The sequence below is a fragment of the Streptomyces sp. NPDC053076 genome, from assembly GCF_044546845.1.
Taxonomy (GTDB): domain Bacteria; phylum Actinomycetota; class Actinomycetes; order Streptomycetales; family Streptomycetaceae; genus Streptomyces.
This window is the reverse complement of the sequence record NZ_JBITZL010000002.1, coordinates 684,679-710,506: the sequence shown is the minus strand read 5'-3', so window position 1 is coordinate 710,506 and position 25,828 is coordinate 684,679. Positions and strand designations below refer to the sequence as shown.

Here is a 25,828-nt window from a genome sequence, read left to right as displayed (position 1 = left end):
GGGTCAGGTCCCGGACCGGGGCTGCTCGTGGGGGACTTTGTCCCCGGTGCGCGGGGACTGTCCCGGATCAGACGTTAATCGCCGCGGTCAGCCTGCGGTCGGCGATCGAGCGTCCGGCGGTGATCTCGTACGAACCCTTCACATACGCCCACGCCCTCGCCGCCTCGTCCCCGACCTCGAAGGCACGGCGCGGGAGCTCGACGGTCACCTCGGCGCTCTCGCCGGGCCCGGCCTCGAACGACTGCTGGGCGAGCCGGTCGGCTGAAGGGCCGCCGACGCCGGGCGGTCACCAGCCGACGGCCCGGGCGCGGATGCCGTACCGGCCCGCACACGACGACGCGGGCGCGGTCCCCCACAGGCACCATGGCGCGGGCCACGTCCGCCACGCGATACTGCCGCCGTCCACCGCACCACGCGCCCCACAGCGACGGAAGGACCCGAAGTCCCTTGATGTCCCGACGCTTTCGTCTCGGTGTTCTCGGTCTGGCCCTGCTGACCGCCGTGTCCACGCCTGCCACCACCGCCTCCGCGGCCTCCTCCCCGACCACCGAGGAACGGCGGCTCGACCAGCCCCTGCCGCAGGAGATCCTGCGGCTCTCCGGGTTCGACGGCGTGGCACCCGGGTTCGGCCGCGCACTGGCGGACGCGCACTCCTACGCGCAGGCCCGGCGCATCGTCGTACGGCAGGGGTCCGCACTGTGGCGGCGGGCCGTGGAGCGGGCGCAGGGGCGGGGACCGGCCGGGGGCGAGCTGAGCCGGGACGACGACCGGCCGTTGTACTGGGCGCGTCTGGGCATGACGCGTGAAGTGCGCACCTGGCAGCCGCGGTTCGGTCTCTCCGACGCACAACGCGGCGAGCTGCTGGACCGGTTGGAGCGGACCTCGCGCGGACAGACCGACATCCGCTATCCGGGGAAGGGTCAGCTGCGGCGCGTCCTGCTCACCGGCTTCGACCCCTTCACGCTGGACCGGGACATCCGCATCTCCAACCCGTCCGGGGCGACCGCGCTCGCGCTCGACGGCACGGTGATACAGACGGCGGCGGGCCCGGCGCGCGTCGAGACCGCCGTCTTCCCGGTGCGCTGGCAGGACTTCGCCGAGGGCACGGTGGAGCGGACGCTGCGGCCGTATCTGCCGAAGGCCGACCTGTTCACCACCGTGAGCCAGGGCCGCGCCGGCCGGTTCGACATCGAGCGCACCAACGGCGCCTGGCGGGGCGGCTTCCCGGACAACGACAACGTCTCGCGGACGGAGACGGTCCCGGTCGACGACCCGGCGACGCGGCCCCAGTGGACGAGCACGACCCTGCCGTACGCCGCCGTCGTGGCCGCGCGGACGGGACGCTTCCCCGTCTACGACCACACGGAGGTGACCGAGATCCCGGCGGGAGGCGCCGGTCCCGTCGTACGGCCGGACGGCCCGACCCCCGGTTCGACGGCCCGTGCCGGGGGCGGCGGCGACTACCTCTCCAACGAGATCGCCTACCGGGCCACCCTGCTGCGGGACCGGCTCGGGCTGCACGGCACCCTGCCCGGCGGGCACGTGCACACGCCGGTCCTCCAGTTCGGCACCGGCAACACCGACCCGGCGACCGGTACCGTCACCGACCCGGAGTTCGTACGGAACCGGCTGGACATCATCGCGCAGGTGCGGTCGATCGTGACGGTCGCGCTCGACGCGGTCACGGGGTGACGTCCTCCGCGTCGATCCGCCCGCCGGGGGCGGTGGAGTCGTCGGCGGCGCTTTCCTCGCCCAGCAGGTCGCGGGCGAGGAGCGTGGCGCCCGCGACCGCGCCCGGCATCAGGAACACCGCGACGAACGGCACCAGGAAGGCCAGGCCCAGGGGGGTGCCGAAGCCCCAGACCAGGGTCTTGCGGGAGCGGAGCAGGGTGAGACGGGCGCGCAGTTCGACGCCCCGGCGCTGCATCGCCACGGCGGCGAGTTCCTCGGTGAGGAAGAAGCCGGTGACGAAGAACCCGATCACGGGGACGACGGTCTGCCCGACGAAGGGCAGGAACCCGAGGGCGAAGAGCAGCACCCCCCACACGCCGGCCCGGACCAGCACGCGCAGGCTGTCCCGGGCCGATATCCACAGCTCGCGCCAGAGCGGGAGGTCCGACTGGACGGCGGTGCCGTCGGGTGAGACGTCGGCGTCGACCCTCTCCGAGAGGTTCTCGTAGAAGGGCTGGCCGACCAGCAGGGTGACGGCCGTGAACGTCAGCACGGCCAGCAGCAGGCCGAGGGCGAAGAGCACGGCCGTCAGGAAGCCGCGGAACAGGCCCTGCCAGGGGCCGGCCCAGTCGTCCGCGAACGGGGTCGCCCAGGTGACGGCGTCCGCCCCCCAGACGGCTAGCGCGACCAGCGCGGCCGCGTACAGCACCAGTGTGATCAGGCCGGGCAACAGCCCGAACCCGAACTGGCGCCCGTGCCGCGTCACCCACCGCTGGCCCTTCAGCAGATAACCGAAACCCACCCCAAGATCGCGCATGGCGAGGACTTTACTGGGCTCGGCGCGTGGCCACGCGGGCGCTCAGCCCGCCAGCATGCGGCGCAGCAGATCCCGCAGGGAGCGCCGCTCCTCGTCCGACAGCCCGGCGAGCGGCTCGCGGGCGAAGTGGAGTCCCTCGCGCAGCTCCCGGGCCACCTGGCAGCCCTCCTCGGTGGCGGCGGCCACCTTCACCCGGCGGTCGGCCGGGTCGGGGCGGCGCTCCACCAGGCCGCGGGACTCCAGGCGGTCCACGATCCCGGTCACGTTCGACGGCTCGCACTTCAGCTTCTGCGCCAGCTTGCGCATCGGCAGCGGCTCCTGCGAGAGCAGGCTGAGGAGCCGGGCCTGCGGGCCGGTCAGCGCGTGCTCGCCCGCCGCCTCCTCGTAGTCCGCGTAGAAGCGGGCCACGACGTCACCGATCAGCTCGACGACCTCCATGGTGAGGGCGTCGGGGCGACGGGTCTTCGATGGGGTGGACATGCCCACCAGGATACCCGGTTACTTGACATCATGAAATATTCAGGCGCATGGTTGTTTCAGGTACTGAAGTAACTATGGAAGGCTCCGTCATGATCAACCGCGAGTGGCACCTGCTCAGCCGTCCCGTCGGCTGGCCGAAGCCCGAGGACTTCGCCCTGGTCGAGGCGCCGGTCCCGACCCCGGGTGAGGGCCAGGTGCTGGTGCGGAACAAGTACCTCTCGGTCGACCCGTACATGCGCGGCCGGATGAGCGCCGCGAAGTCGTACGCCGCCCCGTTCGAGCTGGACAAGGTCATGCAGGGCGGTGCGGTCGGCGAGGTGATCGAGTCGAACGCCGAGGGCGTCGCGGTCGGTGACCACGTCCTGCACTTCTTCGGCTGGCGCGAGTACGCGGCCATGGACGCCAAGCACGCCGTCAAGGTCGACCCGGAGGCCGCGCCCCTGTCGACGTACCTCGGCGTCCTCGGCATGACCGGCCTCACCGCCTACGCCGGCCTGCTGCGCACCGCCTCCTTCAAGGAGGGCGACGTGGTGTTCGTGTCGGGCGCGGCCGGCGCCGTCGGCAGCCAGGTGGGGCAGATCGCCAAGCTCAAGGGCGCCTCCCGGGTCATCGGCTCGGCCGGATCCGACGAGAAGGTCAAGCTGCTGGTGGACGAGTACGGCTTCGACGCCGCGTTCAACTACAAGAACGGCCCGGTCGCCGAGCAGTTGCGGCAGGCCGCCCCCGACGGCATCGACGTCTACTTCGACAACGTCGGCGGGGACCACCTGGAGGCGGCCATCGGGTCGCTCAACGAGGGCGGCCGGATCGCGATCTGCGGCATGATCTCGGTCTACAACAACACCGAGCCCGCCCCCGGCCCGAAGAACCTCGCCCGGCTGATCCAGACCCGCGGCCGGATCGAGGGCTTCCTGGTCGGCGACCACTACGACCTCCAGCCGCAGTTCGTCCAGGAGGTCGGCCCGTGGGTCGCCTCGGGCGCGCTGAAGTACCGGGAGACCGTGGTCGAGGGCATCGAGAACAACCTCGAGGCGTTCCTCGGGGTCCTGCGCGGCGACAACATCGGCAAGATGGTCGTCAAGCTCTAGCCTTCACGACGTTTTCGGTATGCGGTAACTTCTTTCCGAAATCCGTCGCCGATCGTGGGCGCGAGTCGCGGCGGACCGAGGAGGAAGACAACCGCATGCCCATCACGCAGTCCGACGTCCTGTACACCGCCGTCGCCACCGCCGAGAACGGCCGCGACGGCCGGGTCGCCACCGACGACGGCAAGCTCGACGTGGTCGTGAACCCGCCCAAGGAGATGGGCGGCAACGGCACCGGCACGAATCCGGAGCAGCTGTTCGCCGCCGGATACAGCGCCTGCTTCCAGGGGGCGCTCGGTGTCGTGGCCCGCCAGGAGGGGGCCGACATCTCCGGCTCGACGGTCACGGCCAAGGTCGGCATCGGCAAGAACGACGACGGTTTCGGGATCATCGTGGAGATCTCCGCGAGCATCCCGAACGTCGACGAGGCCGCCGCTCGGCAGCTGGTCGAGAAGGCGCACCAGGTGTGCCCCTACTCGAAGGCGACGCGCGGGAACATCACCGTGACGCTGGCCTGACCTTCGTCGTTGCGTACAACGGCAGCCGCATCCCTGGACGTGGGGTGCGGCTGCGTCACGCCTGCGGCCTCCGCCGGGTGCCGGTGCGCCGTCGGGCGCGGCCGCCGGTGGCCCTCACGCGGTTCCCCGCGCCCCTTCAAGGCGTTGACGCTCGCGCAGTTCCCCGCGCCTCTTCAGGTCCCTGGTGCTCGCGCAGTTCCCCGCGCCCCTTCAGGCGTTGCCCGTGCCGCCCGGTGGATCGCGGTCGCCGGCGTGTCCGCCTTCAGCAGCGGGGCCCTGACCTCCACCTCGCTGACCATCGCCGCGTACATGCCCGCGAGGCCGCGAGCCGAGCCGGTCCCGCCCACCGAGGCGGGGCCCTTGGCACGGTTCAGCCACTCGTTCCCCGGACGGCGGAGGGCACGCGGTGCCGCCGGGTGCGCCTAGGAGGTGCCGCCGGGTGCGCCGGGGCGGATCAGGTGCACCACCACAGGAAGCGGTCGCAGGTTCTGGTCGGTGACGGCTCCGGGGTGGGATCGGCGGACGTCGGGGCCGCGGTGGGGGTGGCCGGCTGCGTGGCGGGCGGGGCGGCGGGGGTGGTGGCGGTCGTACCGGAACCCGCCGTGGCCGACTGGTGCGCCTTGTCCGTCGCCTCGGCGGAGGCGGAGGGGGACGCGGAGTCCTTGTCCCGCGGGGACGCGGAGGCGGAAGCGGAGGCCGAGGCGTCCGGGGAGGCGGACTCGTCCCGGCTCGGCGTGGCGCCGGAGACGGCGTCGATCGGCTCGGCCGTGCGGTCCGGCGCGGTGGAGGCGGCGCCGCCGTCCGCCGAGGTGTCCCCGGGCGGGGCCGGGGTGTCGCTGGAGAAGGGCGAGAAGGGCGCGTCCGTGCCGAGTTCGGCGAGGCTGAGTCCGCCGGCCGCGAGGACGAAGCCGGCCGCGACCAGCAGGGTGCGGCGTCGGCGGCGTCGGTGCACGGCGGCCTTGCGGTCCCGCCGGCTGCCGCCGGCACGGGCATCGGCCCGGGTGACGGCGCGCCGGCCGGCGCGGGCGTCGTCCTCGGTGGCCTCGTGGTCGTCCTCGTCGGCCCCCTCGGACCGGCCCGGCTCTCCCGGTCCGCCCAGCTCGTCCAGGCCACCCGATCCGTCCAGGCCGCCCGATCCGTCCAGGCCGCCCGATCCGTCCGGGCGGCCCGGCCCGTCCTGGCCGAGCTCGTCCAGGCCACGCGGTCCGTCCAGGCCACCCGGTCCGTCGTGCGGGGCGTGAGCGCCGTACGGCTCGCTGTACGGCTCGTACGGCTCGCTGTACGGATCGCCGTACGGCTGCTCGTACGGGTCACCCCCGTACGGTGCCGTCGCCTGTGCCGGACCCTGCTCGTACCCGTGCGTGTGCCCGTGCGCGTGCGCGGCCGGTGCCGCCGCCGGGACGGCGAGCCGGTCGGCCGGAGTTCCGCACCCGGGGCAGGCCAGGGCGCCGTTGAGGTGCCGTCGGCACGGGGGGCAGTAGTCCATGACGCGGGAAGACTAGAGTCCGCAAGGGTCCGGTTCCAGGCGCTGCTGTGAATGTTTCGTGCGAGGTCGAAAGAGTTCTCGAAAGCCTTGCCGAAACCGTTACCTGTTCGACCCATTGACACCCCCGCCGCCCCCTCCTTACTGTCACGCCAACATTTCGAACGTGTGACGAAATCTCGAACAGCTGAAGGGCAACTGCTGTGCGCATCACCGGAATCAGCACGCACGTGGTCGGCACGCCGTGGCGCAACCTGACCTACGTCCAGGTGCACACCGACGAAGGGATCACGGGCGTCGGCGAGACCCGGATGCTCGGTCACACCGACGCGCTCATCGGCTATCTCCGGGAGGCCGAGGCCAACCACATTCTCGGATCGGACCCGTTCGCCGTCGAGGACCTCGTGCGCCGCATGAAGTACGGCGACTACGGCCGCGCGGGGGAGATCGTCATGTCCGGCATCGCGGTCGTCGAGATGGCCTGCTGGGACATCAAGGGCAAGGCCCTCGGCGTGCCGGTGTGGCAGTTGCTCGGCGGGAAGGTGACCGACAGGGTCAAGGCGTACGCCAACGGCTGGTACACGACCGAGCGGACCCCGGAGGCGTACCACAAGGCCGCGCAGGGCGTCATGGAGCGCGGCTACCGGGCGCTGAAGATCGACCCGTTCGGCACCGGCCACTTCGAACTGGACCACCAGGAGACCCTGTACGCCGTCTCGCTCATCGAGGCGGTGCGGGACGCCATCGGCCCGGAGGCCGAACTGATGCTGGAGATGCACGGCCGCTTCTCCCCCGCCACCGCCGTCCGGCTGGCCGGGGAGTTGGCGCCCTTCCGGCCCGCCTGGCTGGAGGAGCCGGTGCCGCCGGAGAACCTGAAGGCGCTGGAGAAGGTCGCGGCCAAGGTCGACATGCCGGTCGCCACCGGTGAGCGCATCCACGACCGGATCGAGTTCCGCGAGCTGTTCGAGAGCCAGGCCGTGGACATCATCCAGCCCGACGTCGGCCACATCGGCGGCATCTGGGAGACGCGGAAACTGGCGGCCACCGCCGAGACGCACTACATGCTCGTCGCCCCGCACAACGTCGGCGGGTCCGTCCTCACCGCCGCCTCCCTCCAGGTCGGCTTCACCTCCCCGAACTTCAAGATCCTCGAGCACTTCAACGACTTCGCGGACGCGGAGATCAAGAAGGTGGTCAAGGGGGCGCCGGAGGTCGTGGACGGGTACTTCCAGCTGTCCGACGCGCCCGGTCTCGGCGTCGAGCTGGACGTCGACGCGGCGGCCGAGTTCCCGCAGCAGCAGGCCCGGTTCGACCTGTGGGCCGAGGGCTGGGAGCAGCGCAAGCCGAAGGGTGCGAAGTGAGTTCCCAGGTCCTGATCGAGGCGCCGGGCGCTCACCGGGTGGAGGAGCACACACCCCGGGACCCCGGTCCCGGCGAGGCGCTGGTCGCCGTGCACGCCGTCGGCATCTGCGGCAGTGACCGCGAGGTGTACCAGGGCAACCGGCCCGAGGGGTACGTCCGTTACCCGCTCACCCCCGGCCACGAGTGGTCCGGGACCGTGTGGGCGGTGGGCGCGGGCGTGCCGGAGAGCCTCGTCGGCCGCAAGGTCGTCGGCGAGGGATTCCGCAACTGCCAGGTCTGCGACCGCTGTCACGCGGGCGAGACCACGCTGTGCGGCGCGGGGTACGAGGAGACCGGCTTCACCCAGCCCGGCGCGATGGCCGGCACGCTCACCCTCCCGGCCCGGCTGCTGCACCCGCTGCCGGACGACGCCGATCTCACCGCCGCCGCCCTGCTGGAGCCGGCCGCCTGTGTCGCCGCCGCCGCGCTGAAGGCGAACGCCCGGCCGGGCGAGCGGGTCGCGGTGGTCGGCACGGGCACGCTGGGCATGTTCGCGGTGCAGTTCCTGAAGGCGGTCTCGCCGGTGGAGCTGCTGGTCGTGGGCACCCGGAACGACCGGGAGGAGCTCGCGCGGCAGTTCGGGGCGACCGGCTTCCGGCTCAGAAACCAGGAGCTGCCCGACGACTTCGACGTCGTGATCGAGACGGCCGGGTCGGCGTCCGCCGCGCGTACCGCCGCCGCCCTGCTCCGGCGCGGCGGGCGGCTGGTCCTGACGGGTATCCCGGCGCCCGGCGCGGACGGACTCGACCCGACCGGTCTCGTCGTACGGCAGCTGGAGGTGCACACGGTCTTCGGGGCGCCGCCGGCCGCCTGGGCGCACGCCGTACGGGTGTTCGGCGCCGGGTTGCTGGACCCGCTGCCCCTGGTCACGCACGAGCTGGCGCTGACCGAGTTCTCCCGGGCCATCGAGCTGGTGGGGGCCGGCGATCCGAAGGTGGGCAAGGTGCTGCTCCGCCCCTAGGGCCCGCCTCGCGGAATCTCGCCGGGGCCGCCCGGAGCCGGCCCGGTCCGCGCGAAGGGCCCCAGCCGTACGCCGGTCGGGGTGGGACCTGACGGCGCCCTGACCGGCGTACCACCAGCGTCTTTTCGTACCCAGAGCCGCGAACCTCGTCCGATATCTCGAACACCCAGGACACTAAGGACAGCTTGTGACCGACGCTTCCGCCCCGGCAGTCCGCAGGCCCGGCGAGCAGCCGCTCGCCGCACTCGGCCTGGGCGCGCCCGCCCTCGACCCCGCCGACGCCTCCACCCGCAGCTTCCCGGGCGGTGGTCGCTGGCGCACCGAGATCCCCTCGTGCGAGGGTCCCGAAGCGCTGGCGGTCGTCCTCAAGGAGGCATCGCGCCTCGATGTGCCGATCCACCGGATCAGTCAGGGAAGCGGCGTGTGGATGCTCACCGACGCCGAGATCACCGAGATGGTCGAGGCCACCGGTGAACGGGACATCGAACTCTGCCTGTTCACCGGCCCGCGCGGCACCTGGGACATCGGCGGCTCGGTGCGGTCGGACTCGAGGGGAGCCGGAGTGCGCGCCCGGGGCCACGACGCCGTCGCCGGCTGCGTCGAGGACGCCGTCCGGGCCACCGAGCTGGGCGTCGAGTGCCTGCTGGTCGCCGACGAGGGCGTGCTGTGGACCCTGCACCGGGCCCGCGAGGCCGGCATCATCCCGGCCGGCACCACACTGAAGGTCTCGGCGCTCATCGGCCCCGTCAACCCGGCCTCCTACGCCGTCTACGAACGGCTCGGCGCCGACTCCGTCAACGTGCCCAGCGATCTGACGCTGGACCACCTCACCGAGATCCGCCGGGTGTCCGGCGCCCCGATGGACATGTACATCGAGGCCCCGGACGACCTCGGCGGCTACGTCCGGATGTACGAGGTCGCCGAGCTGATCCGGCGCGGCGCACCGCTCTACCTGAAGTTCGGTCTGTCCAAGGCTCCCGGCATCTACCCGTGGGGCACCCATCTGCGGGACGTGACCCTGGACACCGCCCGGGAGCGGGTGCGGCGCGGCCGGCTCGCCCTGGACCTGCTCGCCCGGCACGGCGCGGACGGCGACATGGCGCCGCTCGGCTCCCGGCTGCCCGGCCCGCTCCACCGCTTCCCCGTCGAAGCACCCGCTCCCCTCAACGACGCGAACGACAAGGACTGATCCCATGCGCAACCGCAGAGCCGCACTCGCCGCGATAGCCGGAGCCGCCTCGCTCGCCCTCACCCTGACCGCCTGCGGCCAGAACAGCGAGGGCGGCAGCAAGGAGAAGCCGGGCGACGCCAAGGGCGCCACCATCGGCATCGCCATGCCGACCAAGTCCTCCGAGCGCTGGATCTCCGACGGCAAGAACGTCGTGAAGGACCTGGAGGCCAAGGGATACAAGACCAAGCTGGTGTACGGCGAGGACGACCCGGAACAGCAGGTCTCGCAGATCGAGAACCTGATCACGCAGGGCGTCAAGGGCCTGATCATCGCGGCCATCGACAACAAGTCCCTCAACAGCGTGCTCCAGCAGGCCGCGGACGCCGGCATCCCGGTCATCTCCTACGACCGCCTGATCCTCGGCAGCAAGAACGTCGACTACTACGCCTCCTTCGACAACGAGAAGGTCGGCCGGCTGCAGGGCACGTACATCGTGCACAAGCTGGGCCTGGACAGCGGCAAGAAGGGCCCGTTCAACGTCGAGCTGTTCGCCGGCTCCAACGACGACAACAACACCCGGTACTTCTTCGACGGCGCGATGAGCGTGCTGAAGCCGTACATGGACAAGAAGCAGCTCGTCGTCCGGTCCGGCCAGACCGCGCTCAACAAGGTCACCACGCTGCGCTGGGACGGCGCCACCGCGCAGCGGCGCATGGACGACATCCTCACTTCCTCGTACAAGAGCGAGCGGGTCGACGCCGTCCTCTCGCCCTACGACGGCATCTCCATCGGCGTGCTCTCCGCGCTGAAGTCGGACGGCTACGGCTCCGGAAGCAAGCCGCTGCCGGTCATCACCGGCCAGGACGCCGAGCTGGCCTCGGTGAAATCGATCATCGGCGGTCAGCAGACACAGACCGTCTACAAGGACCTGCGCAAGCTGGCCGAGGTCGCCTCGACGATGGTCGACGACCTTCTGAAGGGCAAGAAGCCCCAGGTCAACGACACCAAGTCCTACGACAACGGCACCAGGGTCGTCCCCGCCTACCTGCTCCAGCCGGTCAGCGTCGACAAGACCAACTACGAGGACGTGCTGGTCAAGGGCGGTTATTACACGGACGCCCAGCTCAAGTGACTCCCGCCCACCCGACGACCCCACACTGATTGGAAGGCACGACCATGGCGGGACCCGTCCTGGAAATGCGCTCGATCGTCAAGACCTTTCCCGGTGTCAAGGCGCTCTCGGACGTCACGCTGACGGTGCGTCAGGGCGAGGTCCACGCCATCTGCGGTGAGAACGGCGCCGGCAAGTCCACCTTGATGAAGGTGCTCTCCGGCGTCCATCCGCACGGCAGCTACGAGGGCGAGATCCTCTTCGAGTCGCAGCCCTGCCGCTTCCGGGACATCCGGGCGAGCGAGCAGCACGGCATCGTCATCATCCACCAGGAGTTGGCGCTGGTGCCGTACCTCTCCATCGCGGAGAACATCTTCCTCGGCAACGAGCACGCCACGCGCGGTCTCATCAACTGGAACGACACACTCAGGCACGCCACCGAACTGCTGCGCCGGGTCGGCCTGGGCGACCACCCGGAGACCCGCGTCTGCGACATCGGCGTGGGCAAGCAGCAGCTCGTGGAGATCGCGAAGGCGCTGTCGAAGAAGGTGAAGCTGCTCATCCTGGACGAGCCGACGGCGGCGCTGAACGACGAGGACAGCGGCAAACTGCTCGACCTGATCCTGGAGCTGAAGAAGCAGGGCATCACCTCGATCATCATCTCCCACAAGCTGGGCGAGATCCGCCGGGTCGCCGACTCGGTGACGATCATCCGTGACGGGCGGTCCATCGAGACGCTCGACGTGAGGGATCCGGAGACGACCGAGGACCGGATCATCAGCGGCATGGTCGGCCGCGACCTCGACCACCGCTTCCCCGAGCGCACCCCGCACCGGGCGGAGGAGGGCACGGCCCCGGCCCTGGAGATCCGCGACTGGACCGTGCACCACCCGATCGACCAGCAGCGCAAGGTGGTCGACCAGGTGTCGCTCCAGGTGCGGCGCGGGGAGATCGTCGGCATCGCGGGTCTCATGGGCGCCGGCCGCACCGAGCTGGCCATGAGCGTCTTCGGGCGGTCGTACGGCCGGTACGCGGGCGGCACGGTCCTCAAGGACGGCAAGGAGATCCGGACGAAGTCCGTCGCCGAGGCGATCGGGCACGGCATCGCCTATGTCACCGAGGACCGCAAGCACTACGGCCTCAACCTCATCGACACCATCAACCGCAACATCTCGCTGACCTCCCTCTGCAAGGTGGCCCGGCGCGGTGTGGTCGACGAGCACGAGGAGCGGCAGGTCGCCGAGCGGTTCCGCACGTCCATGAACATCAAGGCGCCGACCGTCTTCGAGCCGGTGGGCAAGCTCTCGGGCGGCAACCAGCAGAAGGTCGTCCTCAGCAAGTGGATCTTCGCGGGTCCGGACGTGCTGATCCTGGACGAGCCGACGCGCGGTATCGACGTCGGCGCCAAGTTCGAGATCTACACGGTCATCGACAAGCTGGCGGCCGAGGGCAAGGCGGTCGTCTTCATCTCCTCCGAGCTGCCGGAGCTGCTCGGCATGTGCGACCGCATCTACACGATGGCCGCGGGGCGGCTGACCGGCGAGTTCTCACGGGCCGAGGCATCCCAGGAATCGCTGATGCGCCAGATGACGAAGGACAAAGAGGTAACCCGATGAGCACGGACGTGACCGCCAGGACCCCGGCCCCGGCTCCGCCCGGGAAGAGCGGCGACCCGGCCTCCGGCGGCCTGCTGCGGCTGGTGCTGGACGGCCTGCGCAACAACATGCGGCAGTACGGCATGCTGATCGCGCTCGGCCTGATCGTGGTCCTGTTCTCGGTGTGGACCGACGGCGATCTGCTGCTGCCCCGCAACGTCTCCAACCTGGTGCTGCAGAACAGCCACATCCTGATCCTCGCGATCGGCATGATGCTGGTGATCATCGCGGGCCACATCGACCTGTCGGTCGGTTCGCTGACGGCGTTCATCGGCGCGTTCGCGGCCGTCCTGACGGTGCAGCACGGGGTGGCCTGGCCGGTCGCCCTGGTGCTGTGCCTGCTGGTCGGCGCGGTGGCCGGGGCGGTACAAGGCTTCATGATCGCGTACTTCGGCATACCGTCGTTCATCGTCACCCTCGCCGGGATGCTGATCTTCCGCGGTCTGACGGAGATCTTCCTGGAGGGCCAGACCCTCGGCCCGTTCCCGGACGGGCTGCAGAAGATGGGCAACGGCTTCCTGCCGGAGGCCGGTCCGAACACCAACTACCACAACCTCACGCTGCTGCTGGGCATCGTCCTGATCGTCTTCTCCGTCCTCCAGGAGATCCGCGACCGCAAGCGCCAGCAGGAGTTCTCGCTTCAGGTGGCGCCCCGCAACCTCTTCCTGCTCAAGCTGGTCGCCATCACCGCCGCGATCCTCGTCGTCACGATGCTGCTGGCCAGCTACAAGGGCGCCCCGATCGTGCTGATCATCCTCGGCGCGCTGGTGGTCGGGTACGGCTACGTCATGCGCAACGCCGTCTTCGGCCGGCACATCTACGCGATCGGCGGCAACCTGCCGGCCGCCAAACTGTCCGGCGTCAAGGACAAGAAGGTCACCTTCTACGTCTTCCTGAACATGGGCGTGCTCGCGGCCCTGGCGGGTCTGGTGGTCGCCGCCCGCCTGAACGCGGCCTCGCCGAAGGCCGGCCTCAACTTCGAACTGGAGGCCATCGCCTCGTCGTTCATCGGCGGCGCGTCCATGAGCGGTGGTGTCGGCACCGTCCTCGGCGCCATCATCGGCGGTCTGGTCCTCGGCGTGCTGAACAACGGCATGAATCTCCTCAGCGTCGGCACCGACTGGCAGCAGGTCATCAAGGGCCTGGCCCTGCTGGTGGCGGTCGGCTTCGACGTGTGGAACAAGCGCAAGTCCGGTTCATAAGCGGGTGCTCCGCTGGGGGGCCGTACGACGGCTGCGGGCCGTACGTGGCTGGTCACGCAGTTCCCGCGCCCCTTCGGGGCGCGGGCCCAGCGGGTGCCTTTCCACTCACCTCACGGGAGCCGCTCCATGGAACTGAACAGACGTACCGTCATCGCGGGCGCGGCCGCGGCGGGCCTGGCCGCGACGGGCCTGGGCACCGGAACAGCACAGGCGAGCACTTCGGGAGGCAGGGCACCGGTGAAGGAGCACTTCGGCACGCTCGCCGACGGCACCAGGATCTACCGCTGGTCGCTGGAGAACGGCGGCACCCGGCTGAAGGTGCTGAACTACGGCGGCGTCGTCCAGAGCCTGGAACTCCCCGACCGGCACGGCCGGTACGCCAACGTGGTCGCCGGCTTCGACGACATCGCCGACTACGTCGCCGAGAGCCCGTACTTCGGTGCGCTGATCGGCCGGTACGGCAACCGCATCGGCAAGGGGCGGTTCACGCTGGACGGCACCTCGTACCAGCTCTCCGTGAACGACGGCGTGAACAGCCTGCACGGCGGCGCCCAGGGCTTCGACAAGCACGTGTGGGACGTCGAGCCGTTCACCCACGGCCACGACGTCGGCCTGCGCCTGTACTACACGAGCGCCGACGGCGAGATGGGCTACCCGGGCACGCTCAGGACGACGGTGACGTACACCCTCACCCGGCACGGCGACTGGCGCATCGACTACGAGGCCACCACCGACCGGGCCACCGTCGTCAACCTCACCAGCCATGTCTACTGGAACCTGGCCGGTGAGGGCGGGGGCACGATCGAGGACCACGAACTCACGATCGCCGCCTCCCGCTACACCCCCACCGATCCGGGACTGATCCCCACCGGCGAACTGGCCGGGGTCGCGGGCACCCCGTTCGACTTCCGGCGCGTCAAGCCGATCGGCCGGGACATCCGCGCGGGCCACGAACAGCAGGTGCAGGCCAAGGGCTACGACCACAACTGGGTCCTGGACAAGGGGATCACCGCGAGGCCCGAGCACATCGCGACCCTGCGCGACCCGCGCTCCGGCCGCACCCTGAGGATCGCCACCGACCAGCCGGGCCTGCAGTTCTACTCCGGCAACTTCCTCGACGGGACGCTCACCGGCACCGGCGGCCGTACCTACCGCCAGGGCGACGCCCTGTGCCTGGAGACGCAGCACTTCCCGGACTCGCCGAACCAGGCGGACTTCCCGTCGACGGTCCTGCGGCCGGGGCGGACGTACCGGACGACGACGGTCCACGCGTTCGGCGTCCGAGGCGCGTGAAGACACTCACGCCCCGCGTGAGTTGAACACCACAGACGCCCCCTCCGTATCCAAGGGTGGCCCGTGCTCCCCCGCACGGGCCACCCGAACGGAGGTCCCCTTGTCCGGCAACGTCACCTCGTTGTTCCGCGGCACCGCCGCGCACAGCCCCTCCATGGCGGCGCTGACGCGGGAGGGCGGCGACGGGGCCGGCCCGGTGGACTTCTGCATCCCGTGCAACCCGTACTTCCCGACGCCCGCCATGTTCGAGGAGATGGCGGCCCGGTTGCGCGAGATCGTGACGTACTACCCGAGCGGGGCCGACACCATCACGGGTGAGCTGTGCGGGCTGCTCCAGCTGCCGCCGAGTTGCGTGGCGATGGGCAACGGCTCCACCGAGCTGATCACCTGGATCGACCACCTGCTGGTGCGCGAGTCGCTGGCCGTCCCCGTGCCGACGTTCGGCCGCTGGACCGACCAGCCGATGGAGACGGGCAAGCGGGTCGACATGTTCCCGCTCCAGGAGGCGAGCGGCTTCGCGCTGGACCTCGGCCAGTACGCCGAGTTCATCCGGGCCAGGGGCACCAGGGTGGCGGTGATCTGCAACCCCAACAACCCCGACGGGGGCTATCTGCCCCGCCGGCAGGTGGTGCAGTTCATGGACGCCATGGCCGACCTGGACCTGGTGGTGATCGACGAGTCGTTCCTGGAGTTCGCCGACGCCGAGACCGAGCCGAGCGTCGTCCAGGAGGCCATGCTCCGCCCCAATGTGATCGTGCTGCGCAGTCTCGGCAAGAACTTCGGTCTGCACGGCATACGCTTCGGCTACCTGGTCGCCAACCCGGCGCTCGCGGGCAAGGTCCGTTCGATGCTGCCCAAGTGGAACCTCAACTCCTTCGCCGAGCATGTGGTGTTCATGCTGAAGGAGCACGGCGCCGAGTACGCGCAGAGCCTGACGCAGGTCCGCCGCGACCGCCTGGAGATGGCCAGCCACCTCTCCGCGCTGCCCGGCCTCACCGTCTACCCCTCCCAGGGCAACTTCCTCTTCGTGCGCCTGCCCGTCGGCGCCGAGGGCACGGTGGTCCGGGACCGGATGCTCACCGAGCACCGGATCCTGGTCCGCGAGTGCGGCAACAAGATCGGATCCTCCAGCCGCTTCCTGCGGCTCGTGGTGCGCCCCCAGGTCGACGTGCGTCGCCTGGTGTCCGGCCTGGAACAGGTGCTCTACGGGTCCAGGAGGGGAGCCGCCGTACCCGAGCCGGGCACCGGGACCAGCTACAGCTCGGGTACGGCGGCCGTGGACCGGCTGGTCAGCGAGACCAACGGGGCCGGCATGCGGCTCACCGCGGCCGGCCCCGCCCCGGCCGCCGGCACCGGCATGCCGCTCCCCGCCGCCGTCACGCCGACCGGCGGCGGGATGCCGATGCCGGCGGCAGCCCAGCCGATGCCCGCCCCTGCCCCGCAGCCGGCGTTCACCCCTGCCCCGCAGCCGGCGTTCACCCCGGTACCGCAGCCGGCGTCCACGCCGGCACCGATACCGACGCCGGCCCCGATACCGACGCCGGTGCCCGCGCCGGCCGCCGCGGCACCGGCCGCGTCCGTGCCGCCGCTCCTTCCGGCGGCCCCGTCCGTGCCCCTCGCCGCGGCCGTCGGCACCCCCGCCCCGCCCGGTGTCCCCACCCCGCCCGGTGTCCCCACCCCGCCCGGTGTCCCGGCACGCGGCGGGCTCACCGCGGCCCAGGTCCGCGGCATGACGGGCCCGGCGCCCGCCGCGGGACTGACCCCGGCTCCGGCCACCGGCTGGCCCAACGCGCAGAGCTGGCCGAACGCGGCCGACATGGGGCAGGTGGGCTAGCCGGACCGCGGGGCGCGCCGCCGGCCGGGGTGACCGGCGGACAGGGGCCGCCGGGCGGCGGTCCGGCCGCCCGGCGGTGGCACGTATCCGCCCATCGCTCCTCTCATCGTCCCCGGGCAGGGGTTACTTGGGGCAGTGGTCCCACGCGAAGTGGTACGTCGTGCTGATGTCGCCGTCCGTCGAGTCCATGGTCATGAAGCTGACCTTGGACGGCGACGAGCCCGCGTTCACGCGCAGCTCGGTGTTGATGTTGAAGTTGCGCAGCACCCCGCAGGGGGCCCACACCATCTGGGCCCAGTCCGTGGTGTCCGTGGCCTGCCAGTCGTCGTTGTAGGGGCCCCGGTACGGGTGGGTCATGGGTACCGTCGACGACGAGCCCTGGAAGTAGTACGACGCCTTCTGCGTGGCCGTGGCGCCGGACTGCAGGGAGAGGAAGCCCCGGTAGTCGGCGCTGGCGATGGCGTAGGTGAAGCCCTGGGGGACGTGGACCACCAGGTTGAGCTGGCAGTTCTTGCGGAAGGCCGTGGGGTCGGAGTTGCCGCCGGCCTGCGCCAGGTAGTCGCTGTAGGTGACCGTGAACGCGGTGTTGTCCGGTGAGACGGCGACCGCCGCCGTACCCGCGGGACAGCCGGAGCCGTTCACCGTGGCCACGTCGATCACGATCTTGTCCGGGGGCGGGTCGTCGAAGACGGGGGAGGACGTCTGAGCGGGTAGCGCGGTGGTGAGAAGAGCGGCTACGGCGCCGCTCAGAAGAAGTCCACCAGCCATGGTTTCTCCCGGTTGTCGGGTGAGGGTGGGGGGTGTGCCTCCGGTCCGCCGGTTCCGCTGTTCAGGTTTGAAGAACTTGTGTCCCCACTGTGAAGGAACGGAGGCGTGGGCATCGTAGGAAGGCCAGGCCCGACACCGGGAGGGGGAACTCCGGCCATTCACTTCCGGGATTTCACGGCATCCGCGCGCCCGCTAGGGGTTCTCCCAGGCCGTCGGTTCCGCCGCCAGGGAGCGAACCGGCTCGGGCAGCGCGTCCGCCGCGAGGTCGGCGAGGGTGACGCCCTCCAGGATGCGGCGGACGTTCGCGCGCAGGGCGATCCACAGCGGCAGCAGGGGCTGGGCCGTACCCGTGTAGGCGAGGCCCGTCGGGCGTTCGCCGCGCACCGACACGATCGGGCCGTCCACCGCCCGGATGACATCCGCCACAGTGACCGAGGCCGACTCCCGCGCCAGCCGGTAGCCGCCGCCCCCGCCGCGCCGGCTGTCCACGATCCCGGCCCGCCGCAGGTCACCCAGGATGCCCTCGAGGAACTTGTGCGGGATGTCCTGCACTGAGGCGATTTCCTCTGCCTTCACGGGCCCGTTACCCTGCCGTACGGCCAGCTCCAGAACCGCCCGTACCGCGTAATCCGCCCGCGCCGAGATCCTCATGGACCCATTGTGAGGCGTGCCGCCATGGAGAATGGCCGGACCCGCGCCCCGTAAGCACGCCCGGAGGATCCACCTTGGCGCTCAGCAGACGAACCTTCAGTGCCCTGGCCGGCTCTGCCGCGCTCGGCCTCGCCCTGGGCGGCAGCGGCGGCCCGGGGGCGTTCTCGGCGTACGCGGGCGGCGGTGCGCGGACCGGCCCGGCGCCGGCCCCGCCGAGCGCCGACGGCGAGCGGCACACCATCGGGTACGACCGCTACTCGCTGCTCGTCGACGGGCGGCGGCTGGTGGTGTGGTCCGGTGAACTGCACCCCTTCCGGCTGCCGAGCCCGTCCCTGTGGCGGGACGTGCTGCAGAAGATGCGGGCGCACGGCTACAACGCCGTCAGTATCTATGTGGCCTGGAACTACCACTCGCCCGCTCCCGGCGCGTACGACTTCTCCGGCGTGCGGGACCTCGATCTGTTCCTGCGCATGGCCGCCGAGACCGGGCTGTACGTCATCCTGCGGCCGGGCCCGTACATCAACGCCGAGGTCGACGGCGGCGGCTTCCCCGGCTGGCTGACCGCGACCCGGGGCACGGCCCGGACCGACGACCCGACGTACCTGTCGCACGTCGACGAGTGGCTGACGCAGGTGAACCGGATCGTCCGCCGGCATCTGTACACGCAGGGCACCGGCACCGTCCTGCTGTACCAGATCGAGAACGAGTACGACGCCCACGCGCGGGATGCCACCGGCCGGAACTACATGTCCCACCTGTACAAGAAGGTGCGGGCCGACGGGATCGACGTCCCGCTGTTCCACAACGACAAGGGGCGCAACGGCTACTGGACCCCCGGTTCCTTCGGCACCGGCGGCGAGAAGGGCGGCTGGCTGTACGGGTTCGACGGGTACCCCTCGCCGTCCCAGACCCCGCCGGACTGGGGGCACTACGGCCCCGGCGGCCTGAAGGGCGGAGCCACCGCCTCGCCCGCCACGCCCGGGTTCGTGCCCGAGTTCGGGGGCGGCTGGTTCGACCCCTGGGGCGGGGCCGAGTTCGACGGCAAGGGATACGCCGAGTCGCGGCGCACCCGGGACGCGGCCTACGAGCGACGCTTCTACCTGACCAACCTGGCCAACGGACTCACCCTGCACAACGTGTACATGACGTTCGGCGGGACCTCGTGGGGCTGGCTGCCCGCGCCGGTCGTCTACACGTCGTACGACTACGGCGCCGCGATCGACGAGGGGCGGAACGTCACCGACAAGATCGCCCCGATGCACCAGCTCGGGCATCTGCTCCAGCGCGTGCCGGACTTCGCCAAGCTGGACCGGGCTGCGGACGTCACGGCCGCCGGGCTGAAGGTCTACCACCTCACCAACCAGGACACCGGCGCGCACGTGTACGTCGCCCGCAACGACGGCACGGAGGCGGTCACCACCCGCCTGCCGACCGCCGCCGGCGCCCTGCCGATCACGGTGCCCGGCAAGGACGCCAAGCTGCTGGCCACCGGGCTGTCGCTGGGCAGGCGCACCCTGAAGTACTGCACCGCCGCGCCCATGCTGTGCCTGACGGCGGGCCGGCAGGACATCGCCGTGTTCACGGGCCGGCGCGACGAGATGGCCGAGCTGGTGCTGGACTGCCCGGCCGAGCCGTTCGTGGAGCGGCTGGACCCGGAGGCCGGCTGGGTCTACGACCGGGGCGAACTGCACGTGAACGTTCCGCTCGGCCAGGGCGGTCTGACCCGGGTGCTGGTGCAGAAGGGTGAGAGCGACACGCCGCTGCTGCTGCTCTTCGCCGACGACGCCACCGCCGTCCGCCTGTTCCCGTACGACACCCCGTCCGGGACCCTGCTGGCGTACGGCCCGGCGCTGCTGCGGCACGCGGAGCTGCGCGGCTCGGAGGTCCACCTGACCGGTGACATCACCGAGCGGACGACCCTGGAGGTGTGGGCTCCGCGCGGGATCGACACCCTGGTGTGGAACGGGCGCAAGCTGTCCACCCGGGTCACCCGCTCCGGCAGCTTGATGACCACCGAGATGGTGCCGGACGTGCCCGAGGTACGGCTGCCGGAGCTGGGCGGCTGGCGGATGCGGACGGAGAACCCGGAGGCGGGCCCGAACTTCGACGACTCGTCGTGGAAGGCGGCCGACAAGACCTCGTCGTTCAGCACCACGGTGGTCCCGGACGGCGGGCCCGTGCTGTTCGCCGACGACTACGGCTTCCACTACGGCGACGTCTGGTACCGCGGCACCCTCACCGGCACGACCGGTGTCGAGGAGGTCTCGCTCGCCTACAGCACCGGCACGCAGGGCCTGCTGATGGCCTGGCTGGACGGCGAGCCGCTGGGCACGCACCGGATGCCCGTGCCGGACAAGGGCGCCACGGTCCGCAAGGGCAGCTGGACGGCCACGGCGGCCTTCCCGGTGGACGAGCGGCTGCGCTCCCCCGGGCGGCACGTGCTGTCCGTGCTCGTCCGGCGCATGCAGCACGACCAGGACGGCAAGGCGCTCGACACGCACAAGGCGGCCCGCGGCCTGACGGCGGTCACCTTCAAGGGCGCGGCCCCGAAGGTGAGCTGGCGCATCCAGGGCGAGGGTCCCGCCGACCCCGTCCGCGGGCCGATGAACAACGGCGGCCTGTACGGCGAGCGGGAGGGCTGGCACCTGCCCGGCTTCCGGGACCGGGACTGGACGGAGGTGACCCTCCCGCGCGCCGCTCGGTACCAGGGCGTGACCTGGTACCGGACCACGTTCCGGCTCTCGGTGCCGGCCGAGGTCGACGCGTCGATCGGCCTCACCCTGGACGACGACCCGTACCGGGCCTACCGCGCGCAGATCTTCCTCAACGGCTGGAACATGGGTCAGTACATCAACGACGTCGGCCCGCAGCACACCTTCGTCCTGCCCAACGGCATCCTGCGCACCCGGGGTACCAACACCCTCGCGCTGGCGGTCCTTTCGGAGTTCACCACGCTGTCGGGCCCCGGGTCGGCACGCCTGTCACTGCTCGGCAGGGCGACCGGCGGAGTGCCGGTCAGACCGGTCTGATCACGCTCCGGTACGGCGGTCGGGGTGCCGTCCGCCAGGGCGGTGCCCCGACCGGGTGCGCGGGGACGCGTTCGTGGCCGGTCGGGGGGTGCGGCCGTCGGGGCCGGCCGCGAGGGCACAGCGCTCGGTGCGGACGCCGGTTCCGGGCCGCTCGGAGCGTGTGCGCGTCGACGGGCCGGCCACAGCCCGCAAGTCGTTTCCCCTTGAACGACGGTGGTGTGAAGGCATGACGCGGACACATCCAGGCGCGTACCCTCGGACCACCCGTGACCGGGCGGAAGAAGGCGGGAGAAGGGGGTCCGATGGGCATCGCGGGCGCGCGGCAGCGAGCCGCACGGCTCGCCTCGCGGCTGCGCCGCCCCGGCTCCGGTTCGGCGATGCGCTCCCTGGCCGGCGGCCTCTCCGCCGCCGTCCGCGCCCGGCCCGAGCCGCCCGAGGGCGTACGGGAGTTGTGCCGGGCGCTGTGCGAGGAGATGAGCGCGCTGCGCGACGGCCGGCCGGTCGAGCTGCGGTTCGAGCGGTTCCCGGACGAGATCGAGGTCAGTGGACTGTGGGTCGAGTTCGCCGACTTCGACCTGGTCATCGTGGAGGAGCGGGCCGAGGCCGTGCAGCAACTGGTCATCCTGGGGCACGAGCTGTGGCACCTGCACGCCGGGCACCGCCACCACCATCTCGCCGGCGCCGCCGCGGCCCGCGCCCTCGCCGACGCGCCCGGATGGCGGGAGGCGGCCCTCACGGTGGCCGCCCGCAACGGTTCCCGGGAGACGGACGAGGCCGAGGCCGACGACTTCGGGCACCGCCTGGCCACCCTGTTCCGGGGCCACCTCCCCGGGAGTCGCCCCGCCCCGCCGCACCCCGTCCAGCGTTCCCTCGGCTATCGCGGACGCGAGCGGGCGAACCGGGTGTTCAGGACCCGGGGAGCCCCGCGGTGACTGCGCCGGCCCTCGACCCCTCGGGTGTTCTGGGCGAGTTGTACATCTCCTTCTGGATCCCCACGGCCGTGCTCACCGCCGCACTGGTGATCAAACTGCCCACGATCATCCGGCTGTGGCGGGACCCGCTGCTGCGCGCGGTCGGCGGGCTGCTGCTGCTCGCCTGCGCGGTTTTCGTGTTCTGCACCCCGTCCACCATCGCCCAGGTCAACCGGCTGACCGGGGTGCCCAACATCTCGGCGCCGTGGTGCTATTCGCTCATCACCGCGTGCTGCGGCTCCTGCCTGCTGCTCACCATCACCTGGCGCAACGGCCTGTCCGACCGCTCGGCCGCCACCCGCCGCGCGATGCGCTGGGTGATCTGTGCGTACTCGGGGGTGATCGTCGCCCTGTGGGTGCTGTTCCTGCTCGCCGGCCCCCATGAGGAGCGGCTGCGGGACCTCGACACCTACTACGCCACCACCCCGTTCCTGCGCGAGGAGATCCTGCTCTACCTCGTCGCGCACGCCGTGGCGTGTCTGATCAGCGCCCGGCTGATCTGGAACTGGGTGCGCACCGAGGGCCTGGACGCCTGGCTGCGCTGGGGGCTGAAGCTGCTGGGGGCCGGCTACGTGTCGAACCTGGTCTTCGACGCGACCAAGCTGACCGCCGTCGCCGCGCGCTGGTCCGGGTCGAACCTGGACTGGCTGAGCACCGGCCTCGCGCCGCCCGTCGCCGCCCTCTCCGCCATCCTCATCGCCGTCGGCTTCATCCTGCCGCACGCCGGCCAGTACCTGCGCGACCGCTGGCGGGTCCGGCTCGCCCACCGCGAACTGCGGCCCCTGTACCGGCTGATGCGCGCGGTGAACGGCGAGGGCGTGCCGTTCGTGCTGCGCGCCACGCCCGAACTGCGGCTCACCCGGCGCGAGACGTTCATCCGGGACGTGCTGCTGCCGCTGGCCCGGCACATCGACACCGGCCTCGGCACGCGGTCGTACGAGGCCGCTGTATCCCTGGGTCACCCGCCCGAGCGGGCCCGGGCGCTGGCCGCCGCGGTGTGCGTCCTGGACGCCGTCGGGACCAGGGACCGTACGCCGCAGCCGGCCGAGCCGGTCGCCGGGCCCGACACCATCAGCCTGCTCCAGGAGATCGGGGCCGTCTCCCGAGCGCTGTGCCGTGCCGACGACATCGAGGCGGTACGCGCGCGTGCGGGCGTCGCAGCGGAGAGCGTTGCCGTTCCTGAGTGATCACAGCCCCACCGCCGCCGCACCCGGCAACTCCCTCCCCGGCCTGCTCACGGCGCATGCCCTGGCCACCGACGGTACCCAGGTGACCGTCCCCGAGCCCTGCCCGCCGGCCCAGCACCCCTGGGGGCCGCCGTGGCGGGTTTTTGCAGCCGGGGACGGGGTCGGGGGTGGGTGGCGCGGCCGTCCCGCCGTACCGGTCCGGTTCAGCCTTGGAACGCCGGCTGGGGCAGGCCCTTGCCCGCCCCGGGGATCACCAGCAGGGAGCCGGCGACGGGGTGGGGCGACCGGAGGCCCGTGCGCGCGGTCGTGATGTAGAGGTCGGTCAGGTCGGCGCCGCCGAACGCGCACGCCGTCGTCCGCGGCGTCGGCAAGGTGATCACCCGGTCCAGCTCGCCGGCAGGCGTGTAGCGGCGTACCGCTCCCCCGTCCCACAGCGCCACCCACACACAGCCCTCCGCGTCGACCGTCAGACCGTCCGGGAAGCCCGCGCCCTCCTCGATCTCCACCAGCGGGCGGCGGTCGTGGACGCCGGCCGTGTCGTGGTCGAAGACGTCGACGCGGCGGGTCGGGGTGTCGATGTAGTACATGAGACGGCCGTCGGGGCTCCAGCCGGTGCCGTTGCTGACCGTGACGTCGGGCAGGACCGTCCGCACGGTGCCGTCCCCCGTCAGCCGGGACAGCGTGCCGCCGCCCGTCGCCTCGTCGTAGCGCATCGTCCCCGCCCAGAGGGAGCCGTCCGGGGCCACCGCGGCGTCGTTCGCACGGCGGCCCGCGACCGGCTCGTGATGCAGCCAGCGGAACGTGCCGTCGGGGTCCAGCAGGCCGACACCGTCGCGCAGGTTCAGCACCAGGCCGCCGCCCGCGCGGGGCTTGGCCGCGCCGATGTGCTGCGGCGCCGTACGGATCGTGCGGCGGCCGGTCACCGGGTCGTAGGTGTGCAGCCGCATGCCCAGGATGTCCAGCCAGACGAGCCGGCCCGTCGCCTCGTCCCAGGTCGGGCCCTCGCCGAGCGCCGCCTGCGCCCGTACCGCGACCTCGTACGCCGTCATGCCGCGCTCCGGTGGCCCAGCCGCTCCGACAGCTCCGCCGCGCCCTTCACGGCCAGCTGCTCCAGCTCGGCCCGGCGTTCCTCGCTCCAGCGGATCATCGGCACGGAGATGGACAGCGCGGCCACGACCTGGCCGGTGCGGTCACGGACGGGCGCGGCCACGCAGGAGACGTCCGGGTTGGACTCGCGGCTCTCGACCGCGATCCCGCGCTGCCGGATCCCGGCCAGGGCCTCGCGCAGGGCGGCCGGACCGGTGATGCTGTTGGGCGTCATGGCGGTCAGCTCGGCGCCGTCCGGAATCCGCGCGGCCAGCTCCGGCTCGGGGAGCGAGGCCAGCAGCATCTTGCCGACGGACGTGCAGTGGGCGGGCAGCCGGCGGCCCGCCGCGGAGACCATGCGGACGGCGTGCGTGGAGTCCACCTTGGCGATGTAGATGACGTCGGTGCCCTCCAGGATCGCCACGTGGACCGTCTCGTCACAGGTCTCGGCGACCGAGCGGGCCACCTGCTGGCCCTCGGCGGCGAGGTCGAGCTGCTCGGCGTAGCGGCTGCCGAGCTGGTACGGGCGCACGCCGAGCCGGTAGCGTCCGGGTTGTCCGGGCAGCGGCACGATGTACGACCGCGCGGCGAGCGTGGTGACCAGCTCGTGCACGGTGGTGCGCGGCAGTTGCAGCTTGCGCACGATGTCAGGGGCGGAGAGCGTCCCGTCCCCGTCGAGGAACAGCTCAAGAATGTCGAGAGCCCGGGTCACGGCAGGCACGAGGCGTCCCACGTCCGGCCCCCTCCCTTGGGTCTAAGCGCCTGTTCGCGACCTCGGCCACCAGGGCGTTCGAGATTTCAACAGGCGATCGGCATGACGAACACAGGCTAGTCAGGGAAGGTGGCCCGGGCAATGGCGGGGACGGGCCGGGCACCATGGATGTCATGCGTCTCGACTTCCAGCTCGTGCTGCTGCGCCGCATGGCCGACCACAATCCGGACCTCGTCGAGGACGCCCGGCGGCGGCTGGGCGCGTCGCTCGCGGACATGCGGGAGGCCAACAAGCGGTGGCAGGCGATGGTCCGCTCACCGCGTGCCCGGGGCGCCGCCGCCCGGTACCGGGCCGTCCTCGGCGAACCCGAGTCGGTCCTGCCCCGCCGCCTCGGCGACGTCGACTGCGAGGCCCGTCGATGGGCGCTGCCGCTCTGGCCCGGCCTGCGCTTCGAGGTGCTCGTCGGGCCCGACGGCGGGGTCTGGAACGAGTGGCTGGTACGGGCGCCCGACGCGCCCGCCCCGCGCCTGCGCACCCTGGCGGATCTGACCCCTTGGTCCTGCACGGTCGACGAGGCCGCCCGCGCCTTCGCGCCCGCCCGCCCGCTGGAGGGGACCGCCCCCACCCGGTGGGGGCTGGCCTTCGCCGCCCCCGACGGGGCCGGCGTACGGCACGAGGTGGTCGCCGAGTTCACCTGGGGGCTGCTGCAGCGGACGGCCGTCGGCGCCTGAGCCGCACGCCT

General features: G+C 71.7%; 22 protein-coding genes and 1 pseudogene. 15 read left to right on the top strand and 8 right to left on the bottom strand.

Annotation, left to right across the window (positions count from 1 at the left end; all coding sequences use genetic code 11):
• Positions 1-67: 67 nt before the first annotated feature.
• Positions 68-235: pseudogene (locus tag ACIGYR_RS10385) on the bottom strand (fibronectin type III-like domain-contianing protein); the annotation flags it as partial.
• Positions 236-450: 215 nt separating this feature from the next.
• Here ACIGYR_RS10385 and ACIGYR_RS10380 point away from each other — a divergent pair.
• A complete protein-coding gene (locus ACIGYR_RS10380) occupies positions 451-1,692 on the top strand; it encodes a pyroglutamyl peptidase (protein ID WP_399595830.1) in 1,242 nt (413 codons plus the stop codon).
• Here the strand turns inward: ACIGYR_RS10380 and ACIGYR_RS10375 are convergent.
• Positions 1,682-2,488: an EI24 domain-containing protein gene (locus tag ACIGYR_RS10375; protein ID WP_399595832.1), complete on the bottom strand. Its 807-nt coding sequence runs from the start codon at positions 2,486-2,488 to the stop codon at positions 1,682-1,684. The two genes, ACIGYR_RS10380 and ACIGYR_RS10375, sit on opposite strands and share 11 nt — an antisense overlap.
• A 42-nt stretch (positions 2,489-2,530) precedes the next feature.
• The gene (locus ACIGYR_RS10370; RefSeq protein WP_399595833.1) at positions 2,531-2,968 is read right to left on the bottom strand and encodes a MarR family winged helix-turn-helix transcriptional regulator; all 438 of its coding nucleotides are present in this window, start codon (positions 2,966-2,968) and stop codon (positions 2,531-2,533) included.
• An 89-nt stretch (positions 2,969-3,057) separates the two neighbouring features.
• On the opposite strand from ACIGYR_RS10370, the gene ACIGYR_RS10365 reads away from it, so the two are divergent.
• Positions 3,058-4,056 (top strand): NADP-dependent oxidoreductase, encoded by a 999-nt coding sequence (locus tag ACIGYR_RS10365; protein ID WP_399596515.1) that lies wholly within the window; start codon positions 3,058-3,060, stop codon positions 4,054-4,056.
• 95 nt (positions 4,057-4,151) lie between these two features.
• Positions 4,152-4,571 (top strand): organic hydroperoxide resistance protein, encoded by a 420-nt coding sequence (locus ACIGYR_RS10360; RefSeq protein ID WP_399595835.1) that lies wholly within the window; start codon positions 4,152-4,154, stop codon positions 4,569-4,571.
• A 454-nt stretch (positions 4,572-5,025) separates the two neighbouring features.
• Here the strand turns inward: ACIGYR_RS10360 and ACIGYR_RS10355 are convergent, their stop codons facing one another.
• On the bottom strand, positions 5,026-6,057 hold the full coding sequence (locus ACIGYR_RS10355) for a hypothetical protein (protein ID WP_399595836.1): 1,032 nt from the start codon (positions 6,055-6,057) through the stop codon (positions 5,026-5,028).
• 200 nt (positions 6,058-6,257) lie between these two features.
• Here ACIGYR_RS10355 and ACIGYR_RS10350 point away from each other — a divergent pair, with 200 nt between their 5' ends.
• From ACIGYR_RS10350 to ACIGYR_RS10315, 8 genes are all read left to right on the top strand, one after another.
• The gene (locus ACIGYR_RS10350; RefSeq protein WP_391838604.1) at positions 6,258-7,415 is read left to right on the top strand and encodes a mandelate racemase/muconate lactonizing enzyme family protein; all 1,158 of its coding nucleotides are present in this window, start codon (positions 6,258-6,260) and stop codon (positions 7,413-7,415) included.
• A complete protein-coding gene (locus tag ACIGYR_RS10345) occupies positions 7,412-8,416 on the top strand; it encodes a zinc-binding dehydrogenase (protein WP_399595838.1) in 1,005 nt (334 codons plus the stop codon). Before ACIGYR_RS10350 ends, ACIGYR_RS10345 begins: the two co-directional genes overlap by 4 nt.
• 187 nt (positions 8,417-8,603) lie before the next feature.
• Positions 8,604-9,605: a hypothetical protein gene (locus ACIGYR_RS10340; protein WP_391838601.1), complete on the top strand. Its 1,002-nt coding sequence runs from the start codon at positions 8,604-8,606 to the stop codon at positions 9,603-9,605.
• Between the two features lie 4 nt (positions 9,606-9,609).
• The gene (gene chvE, locus ACIGYR_RS10335) at positions 9,610-10,719 is read left to right on the top strand and encodes a multiple monosaccharide ABC transporter substrate-binding protein (RefSeq protein ID WP_399595840.1); all 1,110 of its coding nucleotides are present in this window, start codon (positions 9,610-9,612) and stop codon (positions 10,717-10,719) included.
• Positions 10,720-10,763: 44 nt separating this feature from the next.
• Positions 10,764-12,314 carry a multiple monosaccharide ABC transporter ATP-binding protein gene (gene mmsA / locus ACIGYR_RS10330; RefSeq protein WP_399595841.1) on the top strand — a complete coding sequence of 517 codons (1,551 nt, stop codon included), beginning with the start codon at positions 10,764-10,766 and terminating at the stop codon, positions 12,312-12,314.
• The gene (gene mmsB / locus ACIGYR_RS10325; protein ID WP_399595843.1) at positions 12,311-13,555 is read left to right on the top strand and encodes a multiple monosaccharide ABC transporter permease; all 1,245 of its coding nucleotides are present in this window, start codon (positions 12,311-12,313) and stop codon (positions 13,553-13,555) included. The genes mmsA and mmsB overlap by 4 nt, the downstream gene beginning before the upstream one ends.
• A 126-nt stretch (positions 13,556-13,681) precedes the next feature.
• Positions 13,682-14,848: an aldose epimerase family protein gene (locus tag ACIGYR_RS10320; protein WP_399595844.1), complete on the top strand. Its 1,167-nt coding sequence runs from the start codon at positions 13,682-13,684 to the stop codon at positions 14,846-14,848.
• A 100-nt stretch (positions 14,849-14,948) separates the two neighbouring features.
• Positions 14,949-16,682, top strand: coding sequence for a pyridoxal phosphate-dependent aminotransferase (locus ACIGYR_RS10315; RefSeq protein ID WP_399595847.1), 1,734 nt, complete (start codon positions 14,949-14,951; stop codon positions 16,680-16,682).
• Positions 16,683-16,805: 123 nt separating this feature from the next.
• On the opposite strand, the gene ACIGYR_RS10310 is transcribed toward ACIGYR_RS10315, so the two are convergent.
• On the bottom strand, positions 16,806-17,450 hold the full coding sequence (locus ACIGYR_RS10310; RefSeq protein ID WP_391838590.1) for a DUF4360 domain-containing protein: 645 nt from the start codon (positions 17,448-17,450) through the stop codon (positions 16,806-16,808).
• 192 nt (positions 17,451-17,642) lie between these two features.
• On the bottom strand, positions 17,643-18,101 hold the full coding sequence (locus tag ACIGYR_RS10305) for an RrF2 family transcriptional regulator (protein WP_399595848.1): 459 nt from the start codon (positions 18,099-18,101) through the stop codon (positions 17,643-17,645).
• Positions 18,102-18,175: 74 nt separating this feature from the next.
• On the opposite strand from ACIGYR_RS10305, the gene ACIGYR_RS10300 reads away from it, so the two are divergent.
• From ACIGYR_RS10300 to ACIGYR_RS10290, 3 genes are all read left to right on the top strand, one after another.
• Positions 18,176-21,130 (top strand): beta-galactosidase, encoded by a 2,955-nt coding sequence (locus ACIGYR_RS10300; protein ID WP_399595850.1) that lies wholly within the window; start codon positions 18,176-18,178, stop codon positions 21,128-21,130.
• 302 nt (positions 21,131-21,432) lie between these two features.
• Entirely contained in the window at positions 21,433-22,062 is a 630-nt protein-coding gene (locus ACIGYR_RS10295; protein ID WP_399596517.1) for a toxin-antitoxin system, toxin component family protein, read from the top strand.
• The gene (locus tag ACIGYR_RS10290) at positions 22,059-23,288 is read left to right on the top strand and encodes an MAB_1171c family putative transporter (protein WP_399595851.1); all 1,230 of its coding nucleotides are present in this window, start codon (positions 22,059-22,061) and stop codon (positions 23,286-23,288) included. Before ACIGYR_RS10295 ends, ACIGYR_RS10290 begins: the two co-directional genes overlap by 4 nt.
• Before the next feature lie 203 nt (positions 23,289-23,491).
• Here the strand turns inward: ACIGYR_RS10290 and ACIGYR_RS10285 are convergent, their stop codons facing one another.
• Together ACIGYR_RS10285 and ACIGYR_RS10280 are read right to left on the bottom strand one after the other, a co-directional pair.
• Positions 23,492-24,337 carry an SMP-30/gluconolactonase/LRE family protein gene (locus tag ACIGYR_RS10285; protein ID WP_391838582.1) on the bottom strand — a complete coding sequence of 282 codons (846 nt, stop codon included), beginning with the start codon at positions 24,335-24,337 and terminating at the stop codon, positions 23,492-23,494.
• Positions 24,334-25,107, bottom strand: a complete 774-nt coding sequence (locus tag ACIGYR_RS10280) for an IclR family transcriptional regulator (protein WP_391838580.1) — start codon at positions 25,105-25,107, stop codon at positions 24,334-24,336. Before ACIGYR_RS10280 ends, ACIGYR_RS10285 begins: the two co-directional genes overlap by 4 nt.
• A 152-nt stretch (positions 25,108-25,259) precedes the next feature.
• On the opposite strand from ACIGYR_RS10280, the gene ACIGYR_RS10275 reads away from it, so the two are divergent.
• Positions 25,260-25,817 carry a hypothetical protein gene (locus tag ACIGYR_RS10275; RefSeq protein ID WP_399595852.1) on the top strand — a complete coding sequence of 186 codons (558 nt, stop codon included), beginning with the start codon at positions 25,260-25,262 and terminating at the stop codon, positions 25,815-25,817.
• Positions 25,818-25,828: the final 11 nt, after the last annotated feature.